20 protein-coding genes are annotated in these 20,291 nt (G+C 72.1%); 15 read left to right on the top strand and 5 right to left on the bottom strand.

Annotated elements, in window-relative coordinates; all coding sequences use genetic code 11:
• The first annotated feature begins 44 nt into the window (after window positions 1-44).
• The 6 genes from folE (at window position 45) to ACIPJ2_RS02005 (ending at window position 4,013) form a co-directional block, all read left to right on the top strand.
• The gene (folE, locus tag ACIPJ2_RS02030; protein ID WP_402728305.1) at window positions 45-677 is read left to right on the top strand and encodes a GTP cyclohydrolase I; all 633 of its coding nucleotides are present in this window, start codon (window positions 45-47) and stop codon (window positions 675-677) included.
• Window positions 674-1,609: a dihydropteroate synthase gene (gene folP, locus ACIPJ2_RS02025; RefSeq protein ID WP_402727323.1), complete on the top strand. Its 936-nt coding sequence runs from the start codon at window positions 674-676 to the stop codon at window positions 1,607-1,609. The genes folE and folP overlap by 4 nt, the downstream gene beginning before the upstream one ends.
• Window positions 1,606-2,430: a pyrimidine reductase family protein gene (locus ACIPJ2_RS02020; RefSeq protein ID WP_402727322.1), complete on the top strand. Its 825-nt coding sequence runs from the start codon at window positions 1,606-1,608 to the stop codon at window positions 2,428-2,430. Before folP ends, ACIPJ2_RS02020 begins: the two co-directional genes overlap by 4 nt.
• Before the next feature lie 42 nt (window positions 2,431-2,472).
• Window positions 2,473-2,667, top strand: a complete 195-nt coding sequence (locus ACIPJ2_RS02015) for a hypothetical protein (protein WP_402727321.1) — start codon at window positions 2,473-2,475, stop codon at window positions 2,665-2,667.
• A gap of 60 nt (window positions 2,668-2,727) precedes the next feature.
• The gene (locus ACIPJ2_RS02010) at window positions 2,728-3,381 is read left to right on the top strand and encodes an HAD-IA family hydrolase (protein WP_402727320.1); all 654 of its coding nucleotides are present in this window, start codon (window positions 2,728-2,730) and stop codon (window positions 3,379-3,381) included.
• Between the two features lie 71 nt (window positions 3,382-3,452).
• Window positions 3,453-4,013 carry a type 1 glutamine amidotransferase domain-containing protein gene (locus ACIPJ2_RS02005; RefSeq protein WP_402727319.1) on the top strand — a complete coding sequence of 187 codons (561 nt, stop codon included), beginning with the start codon at window positions 3,453-3,455 and terminating at the stop codon, window positions 4,011-4,013.
• A 148-nt stretch (window positions 4,014-4,161) separates the two neighbouring features.
• Here ACIPJ2_RS02005 and ACIPJ2_RS02000 read toward each other — a convergent pair whose 3' ends face one another.
• The gene (locus ACIPJ2_RS02000) at window positions 4,162-4,722 is read right to left on the bottom strand and encodes an MOSC domain-containing protein (protein WP_402727318.1); all 561 of its coding nucleotides are present in this window, start codon (window positions 4,720-4,722) and stop codon (window positions 4,162-4,164) included.
• A gap of 103 nt (window positions 4,723-4,825) precedes the next feature.
• Between ACIPJ2_RS02000 and ACIPJ2_RS01995 the strand changes: the two genes are divergently transcribed.
• The 7 genes from ACIPJ2_RS01995 (at window position 4,826) to ACIPJ2_RS01965 (ending at window position 10,877) form a co-directional block, all read left to right on the top strand.
• Window positions 4,826-6,376 carry a DNA-3-methyladenine glycosylase 2 family protein gene (locus tag ACIPJ2_RS01995; RefSeq protein WP_402727317.1) on the top strand — a complete coding sequence of 517 codons (1,551 nt, stop codon included), beginning with the start codon at window positions 4,826-4,828 and terminating at the stop codon, window positions 6,374-6,376.
• The gene (locus tag ACIPJ2_RS01990) at window positions 6,373-6,885 is read left to right on the top strand and encodes a methylated-DNA--[protein]-cysteine S-methyltransferase (protein ID WP_402727316.1); all 513 of its coding nucleotides are present in this window, start codon (window positions 6,373-6,375) and stop codon (window positions 6,883-6,885) included. The genes ACIPJ2_RS01995 and ACIPJ2_RS01990 overlap by 4 nt, the downstream gene beginning before the upstream one ends.
• Before the next feature lie 37 nt (window positions 6,886-6,922).
• Entirely contained in the window at window positions 6,923-7,183 is a 261-nt protein-coding gene (locus ACIPJ2_RS01985; protein ID WP_281266088.1) for a type II toxin-antitoxin system Phd/YefM family antitoxin, read from the top strand.
• The gene (locus ACIPJ2_RS01980; RefSeq protein ID WP_281266087.1) at window positions 7,180-7,440 is read left to right on the top strand and encodes a type II toxin-antitoxin system RelE/ParE family toxin; all 261 of its coding nucleotides are present in this window, start codon (window positions 7,180-7,182) and stop codon (window positions 7,438-7,440) included. Before ACIPJ2_RS01985 ends, ACIPJ2_RS01980 begins: the two co-directional genes overlap by 4 nt.
• A 151-nt stretch (window positions 7,441-7,591) precedes the next feature.
• A complete protein-coding gene (locus ACIPJ2_RS01975) occupies window positions 7,592-8,401 on the top strand; it encodes an alpha/beta fold hydrolase (protein WP_402727315.1) in 810 nt (269 codons plus the stop codon).
• A 20-nt stretch (window positions 8,402-8,421) separates the two neighbouring features.
• Window positions 8,422-9,297 (top strand): hypothetical protein, encoded by an 876-nt coding sequence (locus ACIPJ2_RS01970; protein WP_402727314.1) that lies wholly within the window; start codon window positions 8,422-8,424, stop codon window positions 9,295-9,297.
• A 104-nt stretch (window positions 9,298-9,401) separates the two neighbouring features.
• Complete coding sequence (locus ACIPJ2_RS01965; RefSeq protein ID WP_402727313.1) at window positions 9,402-10,877, top strand: APC family permease; 1,476 nt, start codon at window positions 9,402-9,404, stop codon at window positions 10,875-10,877.
• 5 nt (window positions 10,878-10,882) lie between these two features.
• On the opposite strand, the gene ACIPJ2_RS01960 is transcribed toward ACIPJ2_RS01965, so the two are convergent.
• A complete protein-coding gene (locus tag ACIPJ2_RS01960) occupies window positions 10,883-11,665 on the bottom strand; it encodes a LysE/ArgO family amino acid transporter (RefSeq protein WP_402727312.1) in 783 nt (260 codons plus the stop codon).
• A gap of 68 nt (window positions 11,666-11,733) precedes the next feature.
• Here ACIPJ2_RS01960 and ACIPJ2_RS01955 point away from each other — a divergent pair, with 68 nt between their 5' ends.
• Window positions 11,734-12,654: a LysR family transcriptional regulator ArgP gene (locus ACIPJ2_RS01955; RefSeq protein ID WP_402727311.1), complete on the top strand. Its 921-nt coding sequence runs from the start codon at window positions 11,734-11,736 to the stop codon at window positions 12,652-12,654.
• Window positions 12,655-12,658: 4 nt separating this feature from the next.
• Here the strand turns inward: ACIPJ2_RS01955 and ACIPJ2_RS01950 are convergent, their stop codons facing one another.
• Entirely contained in the window at window positions 12,659-13,204 is a 546-nt protein-coding gene (locus ACIPJ2_RS01950; protein ID WP_402727310.1) for a TetR/AcrR family transcriptional regulator, read from the bottom strand.
• 117 nt (window positions 13,205-13,321) lie between these two features.
• Between ACIPJ2_RS01950 and ACIPJ2_RS01945 the strand changes: the two genes are divergently transcribed.
• Entirely contained in the window at window positions 13,322-14,359 is a 1,038-nt protein-coding gene (locus ACIPJ2_RS01945) for an aldo/keto reductase (protein ID WP_281266080.1), read from the top strand.
• Window positions 14,360-14,813: 454 nt separating this feature from the next.
• Here ACIPJ2_RS01945 and ACIPJ2_RS01940 read toward each other — a convergent pair whose 3' ends face one another.
• Both ACIPJ2_RS01940 and ACIPJ2_RS01935 read right to left on the bottom strand, forming a co-directional pair.
• A complete protein-coding gene (locus tag ACIPJ2_RS01940; protein ID WP_402727309.1) occupies window positions 14,814-15,593 on the bottom strand; it encodes a DNA-formamidopyrimidine glycosylase family protein in 780 nt (259 codons plus the stop codon).
• On the bottom strand, window positions 15,586-20,277 hold the full coding sequence (locus ACIPJ2_RS01935) for an ATP-dependent helicase (RefSeq protein ID WP_402727308.1): 4,692 nt from the start codon (window positions 20,275-20,277) through the stop codon (window positions 15,586-15,588). Before ACIPJ2_RS01935 ends, ACIPJ2_RS01940 begins: the two co-directional genes overlap by 8 nt.
• Window positions 20,278-20,291: the final 14 nt, after the last annotated feature.

Raw genomic sequence — 20,291 nt, 5'->3', positions numbered from 1 at the left:
GCAACGTCGGTGGCCTGGTGTTGGATGGACGGGTGACGTCGCGCATGGACCGTGCCCGCGCAGAGGCCGCGGTGCGTGAGCTGCTGGCGGCCTTCGGCGAGGACCCCGACCGCCCCGAACTCGCCCGCACCCCGGAGCGGGTCACGGACGCGTTCGCCGAGTTCTTCCACGGCGCCGGCGTCGACGCGGTGGCGATCGCGCGGGACGGCACGGTGCACGCCGGAGACGCCGAACGCGGGCAGCTGGTCGTCGTCCGCGACATCCGCTTCCGCTCGGTGTGCGAGCACCACCTGCTGCCGTTCACGGGTGTCGCGCACCTGGCGTACGCCCCCGGCGAGCGGCTCATCGGGCTCGGGACGCTGTCGCGGGTCGTCGATGCGCTCGCCTCGCGTCCGCAACTGCAGGAGCGACTCGGCGAGCAGGTCGTCGCCGCCGTGCAGGAAGGGCTGGCCGCGCGCGGGGTCCTCGTGGTCCTCGACGCGCAACACCAGTGCGTGACGACCAGGGGTGAGCGCCAGACGGCGTCCACGACGGTCACGGTCGCCGCGACCGGGGCGCTCGCCGACCCGGCGGGACGTGCCGAGGCGATCGCCCTGATCGGGACGCACGCCGCGGCGACGGCACCGGTCGGGACGCACGCCGCACCGATCGGGACCCACACCGAGGCGGACCGATGACCGCCGACGGGCGCACCACGAGCCTCCAGGCCGCCACCGGACCCGGCTGGGTGGTCCCCGCCCTGCGCCACCCGGTCCGCACCATCGGCCGACGCTCCTTCGACTTCGACCGCCGCATCGCGGTGATGGCGATCGTCAACCGCACGCCGGACTCCTTCCACGACCGCGGCGCCACGTTCGAGCTCGACCGCGCCGTGGCCGCAGCGGTCCGCGCCGCCGAACAGGGCGCCGACTGGGTCGACATCGGCGGCGTGAAGTTCGCTCCGGGCCCCGAGCTCCCCGCCGCCGACGAGATCGACCGCGTGGTCCCCGTCGTCGCGCAGCTCGTCCAGCAGTCGGACGTCACGATCAGCGTGGACACCTTCCGCCCGGAGGTCGCGCAGGCCGCGATCACCGCCGGCGCGAGCGTCGTCAACGACACGACGGGGCTGTCGGACCCGCGGATGGCGTCCGTCGTCGCCGACTCCGAGGCCACGATCGTCATCACGCACTCGCTCGCTGCACCACGGACCGCGCTGGCGTCCCCGCCCCGGTACGCCGACGTCGCCGGGGAGGTGGTCGCGTTCCTCCGCGAACGGATCGACCGGGCGCTCGCCGCCGGCATCCCGGAGTCGCGGATCATCGTCGACCCAGGGCACGACCTCAACAAGAACACCGTCCACACGCTCGAGCTCACCCGTCGGCTGCCCGAGGTGGTCGCGCTCGGCTACCCGGTGCTCGCCGCGGTCTCGAACAAGGACTTCGTCGGCGAGTCCCTCGGCCGTCCCCGAGGCGAGCGGCTGTCCGGATCGCTCGCGGTCGCGACGGTGAGCGCGATGCTCGGCGCGCGGATCGTCCGGATGCACGACGTCCAGGAGTCCGTCGACGCGATGCGCATGGTGGAGGCGACGCTCGGCTGGCGCGAGCCGGTGGAAGCGCGGCACAACACGTGAGCGGGCTGCCGCCGGTGCTCCCGACGTCGATCGCGGACCTGTCGGACGAGCAGGTGGTCGCCCTGTACGGACTGGAGGCCCGGCCCGGGTCCGGCACTGCGGCCGGCGGTCGTCCCGGTTCCGGGCTGGAGGCCCGGCCTGTGTCCGGTACGTCGGCCGTCGGGTGGCTTCGGGTCAACTTCGTGGCCACCCTGGACGGGTCGGCATCGGCCGGCGGAGTGACGGCGGGCATCGGCGGCCCGGACGACCTGCGGGTGTTCGACCTGTTGCGCCGGGTCACGGACGTGGTGCTCGTCGCCGCGGGGACAGTCCGTCACGAGGGCTACGGCCCGATGCGGGTGCGGGACGCCGACGTCGCCTGGCGTCGTGCGCACGGGATGCCCGACCACCCGGTGTTCGCGATCGTGTCCGGGTCGCTGTCGTTGGATCCGTCCTCGCCGGTGTTCACCGAAGCGCCGGTGCGTCCGATCGTGCTGACCTCGTCGTCCGCGCCCGCCGACCGCCGCGATGCGCTGGCAGCCGTGGCGGACGTCGTGTCCTGCGGGGAGGACTCCGTGGACGTCGGGCTCGTGCGGGACGCCCTGGTGTCGCGCGGCCTCGGACGGATCCACTGCGAGGGCGGACCGTCGTTCCTCGGCTCCTTGATCGCGGCGGACCTGGTCGACGAGCTCTGCCTGACGATCGACCCGTCGCTCGAGGGCGGTGCCGGACCCCGGATCGCCCGGGGTTCCTCGCCCGACCTGCGGCGGATGCGCCTCGCGCACGTGCTCCTGGGCGAGGGCGACGTGCTGCTGACGCGGTACGTCCGACACGCGGACTGAAGTGTTACACATCGGATAGGCTGACCGCGGAGAGGGAGTCCGATGACGATGAGTGCTCGAGGGAACGGGAGTCGCTCCGCGGCGGTGCTCTGTCTCGCCGCCGCGATCGTGATGGCGCTCGGCCAGGTCGTGCCGGGTCTCCGGAGTGCTCCGGTCGCGGTCTGGGCGAGCGCACTCGTCCTCCTCGTCGCCGCACTCGTCGTCGCGATCCGTGCACGCCGCCGTATGCATCGCTGACCCATCTCGGGTGCTGCCTGCCCGGCTGCCGACCGGGCTGTGGCAGGTAGGGTCGGGCGCGTGATCGACATCGTGGCGTCCGGGGTCCTCTTCGACATGGACGGGACCCTGGTGGACTCGACCGCGATCGTCGAAGGGGCGTGGGGCCGATTCGGCGCGCAGCACGACATCGCGCCGTCGACCATCCTGGCGTTCTCGCACGGGCGGCAGACGATCGACACCGTCCGGCACTTCCTCCCGGACCTCGATCCCACCGAGCAGCGCCGGCTGGCCGACGAGCTCGTCGCGGACGAGGTCGAGAACACCCACGGCATCATCGAGATCCCCGGGGCGGCGGCGTTCGTCCGACGGCTCGTCCAGGCGGGCGTGCCCGTCGCGCTCGTCACGAGTGCTCCGCGTGACCTCGCCCTCAACCGGATGCGAGCCGCCGGGGTGGACCTGCCCGAGGCGGTCGTCACCTCGGAGGACGTCGAGCACGGCAAGCCCCACCCGGACGGCTACGTCCGCGGGGCGGCGATGCTCGGGCTACGCGCCGAGGAGTGCGTCGCGTTCGAGGACGCCCCTGCCGGTCTCCGGGCGGCCGTGGATTCGGGAGCGACGACGGTGGTCGTCGGCGAACTCGAGGACGACGTCACGATCGGCCTCGCCCGCGTGCACGGCTTCGACGGCATCGAGGTCTCGGCCGAGGACGGGACGTTCCGCCTGCACGGCTGAGTCGGCTTCCAGCGTGGCCGAGCACGGTGGGTGGCGCGGTCGGAGACCCCGACCCGCGGAAGGAGCGACCCATGGCAGCCCTCGACGGAACCACCATCCTCGTCATCACCACGAACTACGGCGTGGAGCAGGACGAGATCATCGTCCCCACCGAGGAACTCCGGAAGCGCGGCGCCTCGGTGACGATCGCCGCGAAGACGACGGACACCGTGCAGACCCTCGTCGGCGACAAGGACCCGGGCAAGTCCCTGGACCCCGACACCACGTTCGACTCGGTCTCTGCCGGCGACTTCGATGCCCTCGTCGTCCCGGGCGGCACGATCAACGCGGACACCATCCGCGGCGAGTCGGCGGCGATCGACCTGGTCAAGGCCTTCGTCGAGCAGGGCAAGCCCGTCGCGGCGATCTGCCACGGGCCGTGGACCCTCGTCGAAGCAGGGGTCCTGCCGGGTCGCACGATCACCTCGTACCCGTCGCTGCAGACCGACGTGCGGAACGCCGGCGCCGAGTGGGTCGACCGCGAGGTCCAGGTCGACGAGACGAACGGCACCGTGATCACGTCCCGGAACCCGGACGACCTGCCCGCGTTCGTCGACGCGATCCAGGCGGCGCTCGTCCCCGCCTCCGCATAGCGGTCTTCGGGGCGGGCGCTCGCCGGTTCTCCAGTCGAGTGCGCGGAATTGGGGGGCTCCGGAGCCGGCCGGCCACCGTTTCTGCGCACTCGATGCCTGGACGACGCCCCGAAACGCCGACGCCCCGAAACGCCGACGCCACGACGCGTTATGCCAACGCGACGGGGACGGCCGTGCGGAGCACCGCCGAACCAAGGGTCAACACCCCGTCGGACTCCGGGTCGCATCGCACCCCACCCCGACCGCGCATCGCCCGGAACGTCCCTGGAGCGAACTCGTGGTCCATCCAGGCGCACGGGTTCGCCGGGCGGTACCCGTGGAACAGCACGGGGCCGTCACCGGTGTCGAGCGAGAACGACTCCCCGCGCAACGCCTCGACGTCGACCCCGCGCAGGTACACGTTCCGCCGGGTCTTCGCGGGGTCCAGGGTGGTGCCGAGGGAGCGGCCGACGTCCTCCAGCGCCTCGAGTCCGATCACGGTGACCGACGCGTGCACGTGCGCCCGTGACGCGAAGTACCGGTCGCCGACGATGCCGAGCCCCGCGCGAAGCGAGATCCGGTCGCGGAGTTCCTCTTCGTCCGCGGGCAGCGCGCCGTCGGCGGGACGTCCTTCGTAGCGGTGCCGTCCGGACACGAGGAGCATGGCGACCTCGACCTGCGCGACGTGACCCAGGGCACTGGACGCGCGCGCGTCGACACCGGAAGCCATGCGGACGACGCTAGCCGTGCCTCCGATGCGGCGATCACCGCCCGGCCGCTGCCGCGTCCGATTTCCGCCAGTCGATGACGGTGGCGCGTGTCAGGCTTGGCACATGACCGCCATAGGACCCGACTCGCAGCACGACGAGCGGTACCGCATCGCGGCGTCCCGCGACGCCCGGTTCGACGGGCAGTTCGTGACCGCCGTGCACTCCACGGGCATCTACTGCCGGCCGAGCTGCCCCGCCCGGACACCGCGCTCGACGGGCGTCACGTTCTACCGGACCAGTGCCGCCGCCCACCTCGCCGGCTTCCGCGCGTGCAAGCGGTGCCTGCCGGAGGCCACCCCTGGGAGCCCGGAGTGGGACCTGCGCGAGGACGTCGCCGGCCGCGCGATGCGGCTGGTCCTCGACGGCGTCGTCGAGCGGGAGGGCGTCCCCGGTCTCGCTGCCCGCGTGGGGTACTCGGAGCGGCACCTCGGCCGGATCATGACCGAGGAGCTCGGCGCCGGACCGAAGGCCCTGAGCCGTGCCCACCGTGCGCAGACCGCGCGGACGCTGCTCACCTCGTCGGACCTGCCGATCGCGGACGTGGCGTTCGCAGCCGGGTTCGCGAGCGTCCGCCAGTTCAACGACACCGTGCGCGAGGTCTTCGCCGTCACCCCGTCGGAGCTCCGCGCCCGACGCCGGGTCCGTCCGGTCGCCGACGGCGGCCTGCACGTGCACCTGCCGGCACGGGCGCCCTTCGACGGGCAGGGACTCCTCGACTGGCACGCCCTGCACGCGCTCCCCGGGTTGGAGCACGTGGTCCGGTCCGCCGACGGCACCGTCACCTCCTACGGTCGCCTGGTCGCCCTGCCTGGAGGCCCTGGCTGGTTCAGCGCGTCGGCCGCGGCCCCGGACGCGGCCGGCCGGGGCGCCGGGATCGACCTGGTCGTCCGGGTCACGGACCTCAGTGACCTGCCCACGCTGGTCGCGCGGGTGCGGGCACTGTTCGACCTCGATGCCGACCCGGTCGCGGTCGACTCGGTCCTCGCGTCGGTGCCGACGCTCGCGCCGGCGGTCGAACGGGTCCCGGGCATCCGGCTGCCCGGCGCGGTCGACGCGCACGAGGTCGTGTTCCGCACCCTCATCGGCCAGCAGGTCTCGGTGGCGGCGGCCCGCACCGCGCAGGGCCGACTCGTGGCCGCGCTCGGGACGCCGGTGCCGACGGCCATCGCGTCGGACGGCCTGCTCTTCCCCTCGGCCGCGGACATCGCGTCGCGTGGCGGCGCGGTCCTTCGGGGGCCGGGTGCCCGGATCCAGACCATCCTGCGGGTCGCCGAGGCGCTGGCGGACGGGTCGCTCGTCGTCGACGGCGGGCAGTCGCTCGACGACCTCCGGAACGGGCTCCTCGCGGTGCGCGGCATCGGGCCGTGGACGGCGGACTACGTCGCGCTGCGGGTCCGGCACCACCCGGACTTGTTCCTCCACACCGACCTCGCCGTGCGCAACGGTGCACAGGAACTCGGGTTGCCCGGTTCGGCGCGCGAGCTGTCCCTATGGTCGGAGCAGGTCGCCCCCTGGCGGAGCTACCTCACGATGCACTGCTGGCGGCCGATCGTCGACCGCGCGGCCCTCGCCGCCCGTGCAGCGCACCAGAACCCTCGGAAGGACACCCCATGACCGACGCAGTGATCGCCACGCTCGACACCCCCGACGGCCCGTTCACGGTGCTCGAAGACGATGACGGCCGGGTGCTCGCATCCGGCTGGACGGACTCCGCGGAGCGCATCGTCGCCCGCGTCGTCGCCCGCCACCGACCGGCACTCGTGCGCGCGGGCACCGTCTCCTCGGCCGATGCCGTCGACGCGTTCTACGCCGGCGAGATCGAGCACGCCATGCAGGTCCCCGTCCGGCAGTTCGGCACCGAGCTCTTCGCAGAAGGCTGGCGGCAGCTCCGGCAGATCCCCGCGGGGTCGACCTTCACGTACACCGAGCTCGCCGCGGCGATGGGGCGTCCCGAGGCCGTCCGGGCGGCTGCGAGCGTGTGTGCGCGGAACGCCCCGGCGCTGTTCGTGCCGTGCCATCGAGTGCTCCGGTCGGACGGCTCGCTCGGCGGGTTCGCGTGGGGCGTCGACGTCAAGCGGTCGTTGCTCGAGCGGGAGTCGGTGGGCACCACGGCGTTCGTCTGACCTGTTTGACTTGTACAAAACGCTCTAGAATGTACGAGTGAGCGAAGTGTCGATCTCCGAAGCACGCACCCGCCTGGCGTCGATCATCGATGACGCCAGGAAGGAACCGGTCTACCTCACGCGCCGCGGCAAGCGGGTCGCGGCCGTGGTGGACGCTGACATCCTCGAACGGCTGATGGACGACGCCGAGGAACTCGACGATCTCCGCGCCGTGGAAGAAGCGAAGCGTGAAAACGCCCGACTCGGCGGCCAGAACGTCAAGTGGGAGGACCTCAAGCGCGAACTCGGGCTCGGATGACCTACGAGGTCGATGTCGAACCACACGCGCGACGAGCCATCCGGAAACTCCCGCCGCACGCCCGACGGCTGGTGGAGGGCGTCCTCGTGCTCCTCGCTGAGGAACCCCGACCGCCGGCCGCACGCAAGCTCGTCGGCAGTGCGGAGTGGCGTGTGCGCGTCGCCGAGTACCGCGTGATCTACCGCATCGACGACGGTCGCCTCGTGGTGGTGGTCGTGGCAGCGGCGCACCGACGCGAGGTCTACCGGGACCGCTGAGGCACCCCGGTTCCGTTCCGGGTCGGAACTGTCTGCCCCCGGAAGGTGGGATGTTGCAACGGTCACCATTGCTGCGACACTGCAGACAACCGACTCGCACGGTCCACCCGAGGACCCGACGCAGCGCCGTCGACCCACCTCCGAGGACTCCATGCACGCATCAGTCGACCGTACGGTCGTCTCCACCGACGGCACCCGCATCGCGGTGTCCGACGCCGGCTCCGGCCCGGCGGTGGTGGTCGTGGGGGGAGCCTTCGGCCACCGCGGTACCCTCTTCGTCGAAGAGGTCGTGCAGGGGCTCGCGGCCGACCGCCGTGTGGTCACCTACGACCGGCGCGGTCGAGGCGACAGCGGCGACACCGACCCGTGGTCGATCGAGCGCGAGGTCGACGACCTCCGTGCCGTCGTCGACTCGGTGGAGGGGCCTGTCACCGTCGTCGCCGTGTGCGTCGGCGCCGGTGTCGTCCTGCACGCCCTCGCCACCGGGCTGCCGGTGGAGGCCGCCGTGCTCTGGGAACCGCCGTACCGCGCGACCGTCGACCCGCACGCGGACGACGTCGTCTTCGCCGACAGCCTGGACGAGCACGTCGCGGCCGGCCGTCGAGCAGCTGCTGTCCGGGCGTTCCTCGCGCAGGTGCTCGGGCTCCCGATGGGGCAGGTCAGCGCCTACCGCCTGCGACCGGCGCTCTGGCGCACCTTCCTCGCCGACGCGCACGTGCTCGCCCGCGACGTCCGGATGCTGAACGGCCTCGCGATCCCGGAACGGACGCTGTCCGCCGTCGGGGTCCCGGTCGTCGTCGGATCCGGTACCGACAGCGCCGGCTGGCTCGGCCTCGCCGCCAGGGCCACCGCCGACGCCATCCCGGGATCGGAACTCGTCGTGGTTCCCGGGCAGGACCACTCGCCGGACGCCGCCACGCTCCAGGGGCTCCTCACCCGGGTCGGGGCACTGCAGCGCTGAACGTGGGGGAGGATGGTCGGGTGAGCGCACCACGACTCGGACTCTTGCTGGACGTCGACGGCCCCATCGCCAGTCCCGTCTCCCGCACCATCGCGATCCCCAGCATCGTCGACGACCTGATCGCGCTCGCCGCAGAGGGTATCCCCGTGGTGTTCAACACCGGCCGCAGCGATGCCTTCATCCGTGAGCAGGTCGTGAAGCCCCTGCTCGCCGGCGGCCTCGCACCGGGCGGTCGGGTGCACGCGGTGTGCGAGAAGGGTGCCGTGTGGTGCTCGATCGGCCCGCAGTACGAGGACGGCATGGGCGACATCACGGTCGCCGAGGACCTCGCGCTGCCCCGCGACTACGCGGACGAGATGCGCGAACTCGTCAGGAGCGACTACGCCGACCTGGTCTTCTTCGACGAGACGAAGCGGGCGATGGTGTCGATCGAGCAGCGCGTCGAGGTCCCGAACGCCACGTACCTCGCCCGACAGCCGGAGTTCGACGAGCGGGCGATGGCCGCACTCCAGCGCCGTGGACTCGGGGTCCGCCGACTCGACGACGTCCGTCCGGCGGCCGACGGCTCCGTGCAGTGGCGCATCGACCCGACGATCATCTCCACCGACGTCGAGGCCGACCGCAGCGGCAAGGACATGGGAGCCGAGCGTTCCCTCGAGCTCCTGGCCGAGGACGGCGACCTGCCGCTCGCGTGGCGCACGATGGGCGACTCGCGCAGCGACTACGCGATGGCGGACTGGCTGCACGCGAACGGCCACGCGGTGGCGCACGTCGACGTCCGTCCGTCCGACGGTGTCCCGGCGACGCCGTACCCCGTGCTGACCGCACCCGACGGCGTGATCCACGACGAGGCGGGAGCCCGCTACCTGTCGGGCTGGCGTCGCGCGATGGACTGACACCGAGCCTCCAGGCCGGACAGGCAGTCGCACGCTTTGCGTGCCGGGGTGGTACACCAGTACCCTTCCGGGGTCCACCGCCAGCCGATGACGGGATCCACCCCATGGCAACGAAGCTCCGCACGAAGTCGATCGAGGCCTCCCTCGCCGACTCCGAAGAACAGGGGCGGTCGCTCAAGCGATCGTTGAAGACGTTCGACATCGCGGCCATGGGCATCGCGGTCGCGGTCGGTGCCGGCATCTTCTCCGTCGGCGCGAACGCCGCGGCGAACTTCGCCGGACCCGGCGTCATCATCTCGTTCCTCCTCGCCGCCGTCACGTGTGGCCTGGCCATCATGTGCTACGCCGAGTTCGCCTCGACGATCCCCGTCGCCGGTTCCGCGTACACGTTCACCTACGCCACGATGGGCGAACTCCTGGCGTGGATCGTCGGCTGGGACCTGATCCTCGAGACGCTGACCGCCAGCGCCGTGATCGCGAAGTACTGGGGCATCTACCTGAGCCAGGCGTTCGAGGTGTTCGGCGTCGACCTGCCGAGCACGATCGCACTCGGGCCGATCGGCTTCACGTGGGGGCCGGTCCTGATCGTCGGCATCTTCACCGTGCTGCTCGCGTTCGGCACCCGGCTGTCGTCGCGCGTCTCGGCCGTCATCACGATCATCAAGGTCGCGATCGTCGTGTTCGTCATCGTCGTCGGTGCGTTCTTCGTCAAGGCGGCCAACTTCACCCCGTTCATCCCACCGGCCCAGCCGACGAAGGGCCCGGAGGGCAGCGTCTGGACCCAGTCGCTCGTCTCGTGGTTCACCGGCTCCGAGCCCGCGCAGTACGGCGTCTTCGGGCTGCTCGCCGCGGCGTCGCTGGTGTTCTTCGCGTTCATCGGCTTCGACGTCGTCGCGACCAGCGCCGAGGAGACCGAGAACCCGCAGAAGACCCTGCCGCGCGGCATCTTCATCGGGCTCGGCATCGTGACGCTGCTGTACGTCGGCGTCAGCGTCGTGATCACGGGCATGGTGTCGTACAAGCAGCTCGCATCGGCCGACTCGCCGTCGCTCGTCACCGCGTTCGACCTCGTCGGGCTCCCGTGGGCCGCCGGCATCATCGCGATCGGGTCGCTCATCGGCCTCACCACGGTGGTCATGGTGCTGCTCCTCGGCCTGTCGCGCATCGTGTTCTCGATGAGCCGCGACGGGCTCCTGCCCCGCTGGTTCTCGGTCACGAACCCGAAGACGCAGACCCCGGTCCGGGTGCAGGTCGTCGCGGGCGTCGTCGTCGCGGTGCTCGCCGGGTTCACGGCGGTCGACAAGCTCGAGGGCATGATCAACATCGGCACGCTGTCCGCGTTCGTGCTCGTGTCGATCGGCATCATCGTGCTGCGTCGCTCGCGGCCGGATGCGCCCCGCTCCTTCCGGGTGCCGTGGTCGCCCGTGCTGCCGATCCTGTCCGCGGTGCTGTGCTTCTGGCTGATGCTGAACCTCGAGGTCGAGACCTGGCTGCGCTTCGTGATCTGGCTCGCGATCGGGTTCATCGTGTACTTCGGGTACAGCCGTCGGCACAGCCGGGTGGGCCGCGGGCTGCAGTAGTCGCGTCAGGCGCCGACGAGCAGCGCGACCCCGAAGGCCAGCATCACGAGGGCGACCACCGCGTCGAACACGCGCCAGGTGATCGGCTTCGCGAAGAGCGGGCGCATCAGCCGCCCGCCGAACCCGAGCGCCCCGAACCACAGGCAGCTCGCGGCGACGGCGCCGATCGTCCACCACCAGCGGTCGTCCACACCCTGCTGGTTCGCGACGGACCCGAGGAACACGAGCGTGTCGAGGTAGACGTGTGGGTTCGCCCACGTGAAGACGAGCATGGTCAGGACCGCGGCACGCAGGGTGGGTGCGGCTCGTCCGGCTTGGTCCGCTCCGTCCGCGGGTGCATCGCGCCCCGCCACGACCGTCGCGCCCGCATGTGCCGGGGCGCGATGTCCATCAGCGGGCGCCATCACGGCGGACCCCGACCCCGACGCCGGCCCCGACCCCGACCCAACGGGGACCCCGTCGTCCGAGGCTCCGACCCGGATCGCGTCCCCGGACGGCCGCACCGCCCGACGCGCGGCCAGCACGCCGTAGGTCAGCAGGAACGCCGCACCCACGAACCGGATCACGACGAGCGCCACCGGGAACCGCTCGACCACCGCGCCCACGCCGAGCACCCCCGCGAGGATGAGCACCGCGTCGGACACCGCACACACGACGACCGCTGCCGCCACCACCCGGAGTCGAGCACTCACGGCGAGCCGGAGCAGATACGTGTTCTGCACGCCGATCGCCACGATGAGCGCGAGCCCGGTACCGAGGCCGGAGAGAGCGGGGAGGAGTGCGGTCACACGTCGACGGTACGGACACGGAGTTGTGTAGTACAGCTCACGTTCCTGATGCACCGTAAGCTCTGCTCATGCTGCGCCTCCACCGCGACCACCTCGAGACGCTGCTCGCCGCGGTCGACCTCGGGACCTTCGACGCTGCCGCCCGGGCGCTGGCGATCACGCCCTCCGCGGTGTCGCAGCGGATCAAGGCGATGGAGCAGCTCGTCGGCCGGGTGCTGGTGCAGCGCACGACGCCGATCGTCCCCACCGCCGACGGCGCCGTGGTGCTCCGCCATGCGAGACAGGTGCGGCTCCTCGACGAGGAGACCGCCCGCTCCCTCGGTACCGGCGGCGGTACCGAGGCCGGCGGGATCCCGTCGATCCCGCTCGCGGTCAACGCCGACTCCCTCGGCACGTGGTTCCTCGACGCCCTCGCCCTGGTCCGGGCGGACACCGAGGTCGTGTTCGACCTGCACCGCGAGGACCAGGACCGCACGGCCGAACTGCTGCGAGCCGGCACGGTGATGGCCGCGGTCACGGCAGAGGCCGAGCCCGTCCAGGGGTGCTCGTCGGTCCTGCTCGGGATCGATCGGTACCGCGCCGTGGCATCGCCGGACTTCGTCACGAGGTACCTCGACGGCGCGGACACCGAACGGCGGATGCTGCAGCGGCTCGATCGTGTCCCGCTCGTCGACTACGACCACGACGACGACCTGCAGCAGGGCTTCCTGCGCCGTGTCGTCGGCCACGCGCCCCGGGCACCGCGACACTTCGTGCCGACCTCGGCGGACTTCGCACGGGCCGTGACGCTCGGCTTCGGGTGGGGGCTGTTGCCGGAGGCCCAGTGTCTCGACGCCCTCGCGCAGGGGTCGCTCGTGGAACTCACCCCGGGGCGTCGGGCGGACGTCGCGCTGTGGTGGCAGCGCTGGAACCTGGCCTCGCCCCTGCTGGACCGGGTCACCGACGCCGTGCGCTCGACCGCCGCGTCACGCCTGCACCCGGGGCGCTGAGGCCTCAGACGGTCGCGCGGTAGCGCAGTCCGTCCACCAGGAGTCCGACCATCAGTTGGCTCTGTTCCGGTGTCGGTGCGCCGTGGCAGAGGTTCGCGACGGCGTGCAGGAGCTGACGTGCGTCGACGTCGGCGCGGATCGTGCCGGCTGCCGCGGCGGCGTCGAGCAGCCCGGTGAGCGCGTCGCCGAGTCGCCCGAGGAAGTAGTCCGGCAGGGCCTCGAACGCAGGATCCCCGGAGTGGAGCGCCGAGGCGAGCCCGCGCTTCGTCGCGACGAACTCGGTGAACCGCTGGAGCCACCGGGCGAGTGCCTCGTCCGGTGCGTACTCGGCCGCGAGCACGGGGGCGGCGTCCGCACAGGCGTCGACCGCGCGCTGGAACACGGCGACGACCAGGTCGGAACGCTGCGGGAAGTGCCGGTAGAGCGTGCCGACGCCGACTCCCGCGCGGTCCGCGATCACCTTCGCGGGTGCGTCGACCCCGTCCGTCGCGAAGACGGTCTTCGCGGCGTCGGTCAACGCGTCGAGGTTGCGTCGGGCATCGGCGCGCACAGAGTCCTCCTTGCTGCTTGCGTAAACGGAACGCCGTTCCGTATAGTTCCGGAAGAGCGTTCCAGTTCGGCCCACGATACGGCACGGACGTAGCGGACGCCATCGACAGGAGGAACCATGCAGTACCGCACCCTCGGCAAGACCGGGATCCAGGTCAGCCCCTTCGCACTCGGCGCGATGATGCTCGGCACCGACGGCCGGATCGGCAACGGCGACGAGCAGGACTCCATCCGCATCGTCCACCGTGCGCTCGACGCCGGGATCAACATCATCGACACGGCCGACCGCTACTCACAGGGCGGCTCCGAGGAACTCGTCGGCAAGGCGCTCAAGGGCCGCCGCGACGACGTCGTCCTCGCCACGAAGTTCCACGGTCCGATGGGCGAGGACCCGAACCGCCGTGGTAACTCCCGCCGGTGGATCATGCGCGCCGTCGAGGACTCGCTCCGCCGTCTGCAGACCGACCACATCGACCTCTACCAGGCGCACCGCCCGGACGACACGGTCGACATCGAGGAGACGCTGTCCGCCCTGACCGACCTGGTCCGGAGCGGCAAGGTCCGCGCGATCGGCAGCTCCGACTTCCCCGCGTCGATGCAGGTCGAGGCGCAGTGGACGTCCGAGCGTCGCGGCCTCGAGCGCTTCCGGACCGAGCAGCCGACCTACTCGATCCTCAACCGCGGCATCGAGCGCGAGGTCCTCCCCACCGCCGAGCGCTACGGCATGGGCACCCTGGTGTGGAGTCCGCTCGCCGGGGGCATGCTCACCGGCCGCTTCCGGAAGGGCCAGGAGAGCGACCTCGCGCGCGTCGGGATGTTCCGGCACAACCAGGACGAACGACGCATCGACGCCGTCGAGCAGGTCGTCGCGCTGTCCGAGGAGACCGGCATCCCGATGACCCACCTCGCGATGGCGTTCGCGATCGCACACCCTGGTGTGACGAGCGCGCTCATCGGACCGCGATCGATGGAGCAGCTCGACGACCTGCTCGCCGGTGCCGACGTGGCGCTCTCGGACGAGGTCCTCGACCGCATCGACGCGATCGTCCCGCCGGGCACCGACGTCGGGCGCCTCGACCAGCAGTACAACCCGCCGGCCGTCCTGCAGCCGACGCTGCGTCGCCGCTCGCTCGGCGACCGCTCCGCGTCCGCCTGACGCGCGTCCGTAACGAGCGACAGCGTCGCTGTCGTACGACAGCGAGCCTGTCGCAAGGACGCGCGTGCAACCGTTGCGTCCGCAAGCAACGACAGGACCGTCGTCGTACGACAGCGACTCTGTCGTTCTGGGTCGGGTCGGGCGGGCGGGCTCGCGTCTGCCGGACGGGAGGCTCGGCTCTCGTCCGGCACCGAGCCTCCCGTCCGGCGCGGCGCGCGACCAGTGCCCGGTGGGCGCCACTCAGATCGTTGCGTCCGCAACGAGCGACAGCGTCGCTGTCGTACGACAGCGAGCCTGTCGCAAGGACGCGCGTGCAACCGTTGCGTCCGCAACGAGCGACAGGATCGTCGTCGTACGACAACGAGCCTGTCGTTCTGGGTCGGGTCGGGTGGGCGGGTTCGCGTCTGCCGGTCGGCCCCCGCGACTCAGGTTCGGCAGCGCCGCTCCACCCCGCTCAGGTCTGGCAGCGCGGGCACCAGTACGTGTCGCGCAGGGTGAGCTCGGAATCGCCGAGCTCCTCGGCGCGGATCGGCGTCCGGCACCGCAGACAGGGCTTGCCGCGGCGGTTGTACACCCAGAACCGCGACCCCGGCCGATCGACGCCGGTCGTCACCCGCGCGCTGCGGTCACGGTTCATCACGATGAGCCGGCGTGCCAGGTCGATCATCCGCGCCGTGTCGTGCACCTCGCCGACGGGGCGCGTCGGCAGCACCCCGCGGAGGAAGCAGAGCTCGTTCCGGTAGACGTTGCCGAGCCCCGCGAGCACGCGCTGGTCGAGCAGCGCGAGTCCGACCGGGCGTGCCGGATCGGCGGTGAGGTTCGCCTCCGCGAGTCCGGCGTCCCAGTCGGGTCCGAGCAGGTCGGGTCCGAGGTACCCGACGATCTCGGACTCCTGGTCGCGTGGGACGACCTCGAGGACACCGAGCGCGAAGCCGACCGTCGACACGTCGTCCGCGTCGAGGATCGCCCGGGCCTGGTGCGCCGGTCGACGCCAGCGGTCGCCGGGGGCGTAGACGTCCCACCGCCCCTCCATCTTGAGGTGCGAGTGCACGGTCAGGTCACCGATGCGGTGCAGGATGTGCTTCCCGCGCGGGACCACCTCGTCGACGGTGCGCCCGACGAGGTCGAGCGTGGCGAACGCCGGTACCCGGAAGTCACTGCGCGTCAGGACCTTGCCGGCGAGCGCGGCGTGCAGTCGACCGGCGGCACGGAAGACGGTGTCACCCTCAGGCACGGAGCCGGACCCCCTGCGGTGTCGCCGTGAACCCTGCGGCACGGAGTGCCTCGCCGAGCGGGGCTTCGAGCACGAAGACGCCGTCGACCCGCTCGACGGAGAGCTTGCCGAGACCGCTCCGCACTGCGCCCGCGACGGCGGTGGCAGCTGCGGCGAGGTCGGCCGGGTCCTCGGTGAAGGTCAGCACGGACTTGCCGCCGCGCTCGACGTAGACCGCGAGTTCGCCGTCGATGAGCACCACGAGCGCACCCGCCTTGCGACCGGGGCGGTGCCCGCGGGACCTCGGCTCGGCCGTCGTCGCGACGGATCCGTCGTCGGGATCCGCTTCGGTCGGCCACGGCAGCGCCGCCCCGTACGGGTTCGCGGGGTCGGTCGCTGCCAGCACCAGGGCCGTCCGTGCGCGGTCCGGGTTCGCACGTTCGTCGTCGTCGAGGTCCCTCGCGAACGTGCGGAGCCGGTCGACCGTCGGGCTCGTCGCGAACTGCGCTGCCCCGAGCCCCTCGATGAAGTACCCGCGCCGTGCACGACCCGACTCCTCGAAGCGCGAGAGCACCCGGTACACGCCGGCGAACCCGCCGCGGACGCCCTCGACCTGCACGGCGCCGCGGGTCACGACGCCGTACCGTTCGAGCAGCTGCTCCGCGGTCGCCGCTGCCCGCACGGTCGCGTCCGCCTCGGCCAGGGGCAGGAGCGACCACCGGCCGCCGACACTGGGCGGCCCGGACTGCGACGGCATCGTCGGACGGCGACGCCCGCGGTACGCCCGGGTCCGCGGCGCTGTACTCGACCGTGCCTTGCCGCCGAGCATCGCGCGGAGCGGGGCGAACGTGTCGTTCGTGATCTGCCCGGCCCACACGAGGTCCCACAGCACGGTCGTGAGCGCCTGGTCGTCGGTGCTGCCGACGGCCTGCCCGAGCTGCCGGAAGAAGTACGCGCCACCGCCGGCGAGGGCGCCGAGCACATCGCGCTGCAGTTCGGTCGTCTCGTCGCCAGCCGGCTCGGCGAGGGTGGTCGGTGCCGTGTCGGCGAGGTGGAGGCGGACCCAGCCGTCGTTCCCGGGCAGGGTGCCGCCACCGGACCACAGGACCTCTCCCGTGGCGGTGAGCTCGTCGAGCATGCTCGGGGCGTAGTCGGAGACCCGAGCGGGCAGCACCAGGGACTCCCAGGCGCTGGCGGGCAGTGCGACCCCGGCGAGCTGGTCGACGACCTGCAGCACGCCGTCGATCCCGCGCAGGCCCCCGCGGACGCCTGGTGCCTGGACGTGCTGCCACGCGGGCAGGAACCGGCCGAGGGTGTCCGGGGAGACCGGTTCGACCTCGTGCCGGAGCGCTGCGAGCGACCGTGTGCGGATGCGCCGCAGGACCTCGGCATCGCACCACTCGGCGCCCTGACGGTCCGGGCGGAACTCGCCCTCCACCAGGCGCCGGTCCGCGACGAGCCGACGCAGGGTGTCCTGGACGACGGCGACGCCGAGCCCGAGGCGCGTCGCGGCGTCCTGTGCGGCGAAGGGGCCGTGCGACCGGGCGTACCGGCCGACGAGGTCACCGAGGGGATCGGCCACCGGCTCGATGAAGGCGGTGGGGACGCCGATGGGCAGCGGGACACCGAGGGCGTCGCGAAGCCGGGCGGCGTCCTCGATGACGGCCCAACGTGTGGACCCCGCGTGCGAGAACGACAGCACGCGGCGATCGCGTTCGAGCGATTCGAGGGTCGTCCGGACGGTCGCCCGAGCCGCGTCGCGGTCGTCCGAGGAAGCCACCCAGCTGCGGTCGACGGCCTCGTCGAGGTCGAGCGCGCCCACGAGTCGGAGCACGTCGACCAGCCCCTCGGCATCGCGTGCTCGACGGTCGGGGGAGAGCCGCTGCAGGTCCTGCTCGGTGGAGGCGATGACGGCCGGGTCGAGGAGCTCGCGGAGCTCGGCCCGCCCGAGCAGCTCCCCGAGCAGTGTCGAGTCGAGCGACAGGGCTGCCGCACGACGCTCGGCGAGCGGGGTGTCGCCCTCGTACATGAAGGCAGCGACGTACCCGAACAGCAGCGAGCGGGCGAAGGGCGACGGCTGCTCGGTCTCGCTCTCGACCAGGCGGATCTTCCGGCGGGCGATCTCGTCCGCGATGCCGAGCAGGGACGGCACGTCGTAGACGTCCTGCAGGACTTCGCGCACGGTCTCGAGCACGATCGGGAACGACGGGTACTTCTGTGCGACCTCGAGCAGCTGCGATGCCCGCTGCCGTTGCTGCCACAGCGGCGAACGCTGGCCCGGGTTGCGGCGCGGGAGCAGCAGCGCACGAGCGGCACACTCGCGGAATCGCGCGGCGAACAGTGCAGAGCCGCCGACCTCGTCGGTGACGAGCGCTTCGAGGTCGTCCCGCTCGAAGACGAACAGGTCCGCGCCCGGCGGCTCGGCGTCCGTCTCGGGGATCCGCACGACGATGCCGTCGTCCGCCGCCATCGCGTCGCCGTCGATGCCGTGGCGTTCGCGGAGGCGTGCTGCGACGGCGAGGGCCCACGGGGCGTGCACCTGCATGCCGTACGGCGAGTGCAGGATGAGCCGCCAGTCGCCGAGTTCGTCACGGAACCGCTCGACGACGAGCGTGGTGTCGTTCGGGACGTGGCCGGTGGTCTCGCGCTGTTCGCGGAGGAACGTCAGCAGGTTGGTGATCGCGCGCTCGTCGAGCCCACCGGCGGCGACGCGGGCGCGGGCGTCGGCGTCGGAGGCGCCCTCGACCTCTCGGATGAAGGCGCCGGTCGCCCGTCCGAGCTCGGCTGGCCGGCCGATGCCGTCGCCCTTCCAGAACGGGACCCGCCCCGGCTGCCCGAACGCCGGGCTGACGATCACCCGGTCGTGGGTGATCTCCTCGATGCGCCAGCTCGTGGCCCCGAGCGCGAAGACGTCCCCGACACGGGACTCGTAGACCATCTCCTCGTCGAGCTCGCCGACGCGGGACGCCCGCTCCCCGACCATGAACACGCCGAACATGCCGCGGTCCGGGATGGTGCCGCCGCTCGTCACCGCGAGTCGCTGGGCACCTGGCCGACCGGTCAGCGTGCCGTGCACCCGGTCCCAGACGAGGCGCGGGCGGAGCTCGGCGAACTCGTCGCTCGGGTACCGGCCGGTGATGAGGTCGAGCGTGGCTTCGAACGCCGAGCGCGGCAGACCGCTGAACGGCGCGCTGCGCCGGACGAGCTCGAACCAGTGCTCGACGTCGAGGGTGTCGACGGACCCGGCGGCGACGGTGTGCTGCGCGAGGACGTCGAGCGGGTTCGCGGGGACGGAGATCGACTCGATCTGCCCGGACACCATGCGCTCGACCGTGACCGCGCTGTGCACGAGGTCCGCCCGGTGCTTCGGGAACAGCACCCCTCGGGAGATCTCGCCCACCTGGTGCCCGGCTCGACCGACGCGCTGCAGTCCGCTGGCGACCGACGGCGGTGCCTCGACCTGGACGACGAGGTCGACCTCGCCCATGTCGATGCCGAGTTCGAGTGAGCTGGTGGCGACCACGCACCGGAGTCGTCCGGACTTCAGGTCGTCCTCGATGATGGCGCGCTGGTCCTTCGACACGGAACCGTGGTGCGCGCGTGCCAGGACGGGCACCGACGGGTCGGATCCGCCGCCGTCGGTCTGCCCGGACTGACCGATCACCTGGGCGGGCGGACGCTTCGGCTGGGCGACCGGCGCGTGCGCCGAAGCTCGGGCCGGTGACTGCGGCCGGGGAGCCCCCGCAGCCACGAGCGCAGCGTCGTCGGCAGATGCGCCGAGCATCCGTTCCTCGTGGATCTCGTTGAGCCGCGCGGTCAACCGCTCGGCGAGCCGCCGGGAGTTCGCGAACACGATCGTCGACCGGTGTTCCTCGATCAGGTCGACCACGCGTTCTTCGACGTGCGGCCAGATCGACCCGTTCGTCGGGGCGTCCGACGAGTCAGCCCCGACCGGGGGCGCCCCGAGCTCGGACATGTCGTCGACGGGCACGACCACCCGCAGGTCGAACGTCTTCTGCGCCGGCGGCGCGATGATCTCCACCGGAGACCGTCCGCCGAGGAACCGCGCGACCTCTTCGGCCGGGCGCACCGTGGCCGACAGACCGATCCGCTGCACCGGCTTGTCGAGCAGGTCGTCGAGCCGTTCGAGGGACACCGCGAGGTGCGCCCCACGCTTGGTGGAGGCGACGGCGTGGACCTCGTCGACGATGACGGTGTCGACGTTCACCAGGGTCTCGCGCGCCTGCGACGTCAGCATCAGGTACAGCGACTCGGGCGTCGTGATGAGGATGTCCGGCGGCTGCCGCAGGAGCTTCTGCCGATCGGACGACGGGGTGTCCCCGCTCCGCACGCCCACCGTGACGTCCGGTGGTTCCTGCCCGAGCCGACGAGCCGTCTGCGTGATGCCGACGAGCGGACTGCGGAGGTTCCGCTCCACGTCGACACCCAGGGCCTTCAGCGGGGAGACGTAGAGCACCCGCGTGCGCTGCTTGGCCGGCGGGTGCTCCGTCGAGCTGATCAGTCGGTCGATCGACCACAGGAACGACGCCAGCGTCTTGCCGGACCCGGTCGGCGCCACCACGAGCGCGTGCCGGCCGGTCGAGATCGCGTCCCACGCGCCGGACTGCGCCGCGGTGGGGGCGGAGAACGCGCCACGGAACCACTCCGCGGTCGCGGGGGAGAAGCGCTCGAGCACGTCCGTCATGGTCCGTCCCATCC

The sequence above is a fragment of the Curtobacterium sp. NPDC090217 genome (genome assembly GCF_044746705.1).
In the GTDB taxonomy this organism is placed as follows: Bacteria; Actinomycetota; Actinomycetes; order Actinomycetales; family Microbacteriaceae; genus Curtobacterium.
Note: the sequence above shows the minus strand (reverse complement) of the source record. Positions and strands in the feature narration are given on the sequence as shown.

What these genes read in the sequence shown, in the direction of transcription:
- folE (WP_402728305.1), top strand. Translation starts at nt 45, where the DNA reads ATGGACCGTGCCCGCGCAGAGGCCGCGGTGCGTGAGCTGCTGGCGGCC.
- folP (WP_402727323.1), top strand. Translation starts at nt 674, where the DNA reads ATGACCGCCGACGGGCGCACCACGAGCCTCCAGGCCGCCACCGGACCC.
- ACIPJ2_RS02015 (WP_402727321.1), top strand. Translation starts at nt 2,473, where the DNA reads ATGACGATGAGTGCTCGAGGGAACGGGAGTCGCTCCGCGGCGGTGCTC.
- ACIPJ2_RS02005 (WP_402727319.1), top strand. Translation starts at nt 3,453, where the DNA reads ATGGCAGCCCTCGACGGAACCACCATCCTCGTCATCACCACGAACTAC.
- ACIPJ2_RS02000 (WP_402727318.1), bottom strand. Translation starts at nt 4,722, where the DNA reads ATGGCTTCCGGTGTCGACGCGCGCGCGTCCAGTGCCCTGGGTCACGTC.
- ACIPJ2_RS01995 (WP_402727317.1), top strand. Translation starts at nt 4,826, where the DNA reads ATGACCGCCATAGGACCCGACTCGCAGCACGACGAGCGGTACCGCATC.
- ACIPJ2_RS01990 (WP_402727316.1), top strand. Translation starts at nt 6,373, where the DNA reads ATGACCGACGCAGTGATCGCCACGCTCGACACCCCCGACGGCCCGTTC.
- ACIPJ2_RS01980 (WP_281266087.1), top strand. Translation starts at nt 7,180, where the DNA reads ATGACCTACGAGGTCGATGTCGAACCACACGCGCGACGAGCCATCCGG.
- ACIPJ2_RS01975 (WP_402727315.1), top strand. Translation starts at nt 7,592, where the DNA reads ATGCACGCATCAGTCGACCGTACGGTCGTCTCCACCGACGGCACCCGC.
- ACIPJ2_RS01965 (WP_402727313.1), top strand. Translation starts at nt 9,402, where the DNA reads ATGGCAACGAAGCTCCGCACGAAGTCGATCGAGGCCTCCCTCGCCGAC.
- ACIPJ2_RS01955 (WP_402727311.1), top strand. Translation starts at nt 11,734, where the DNA reads ATGCTGCGCCTCCACCGCGACCACCTCGAGACGCTGCTCGCCGCGGTC.
- ACIPJ2_RS01945 (WP_281266080.1), top strand. Translation starts at nt 13,322, where the DNA reads ATGCAGTACCGCACCCTCGGCAAGACCGGGATCCAGGTCAGCCCCTTC.
- ACIPJ2_RS01935 (WP_402727308.1), bottom strand. Translation starts at nt 20,277, where the DNA reads ATGACGGACGTGCTCGAGCGCTTCTCCCCCGCGACCGCGGAGTGGTTC.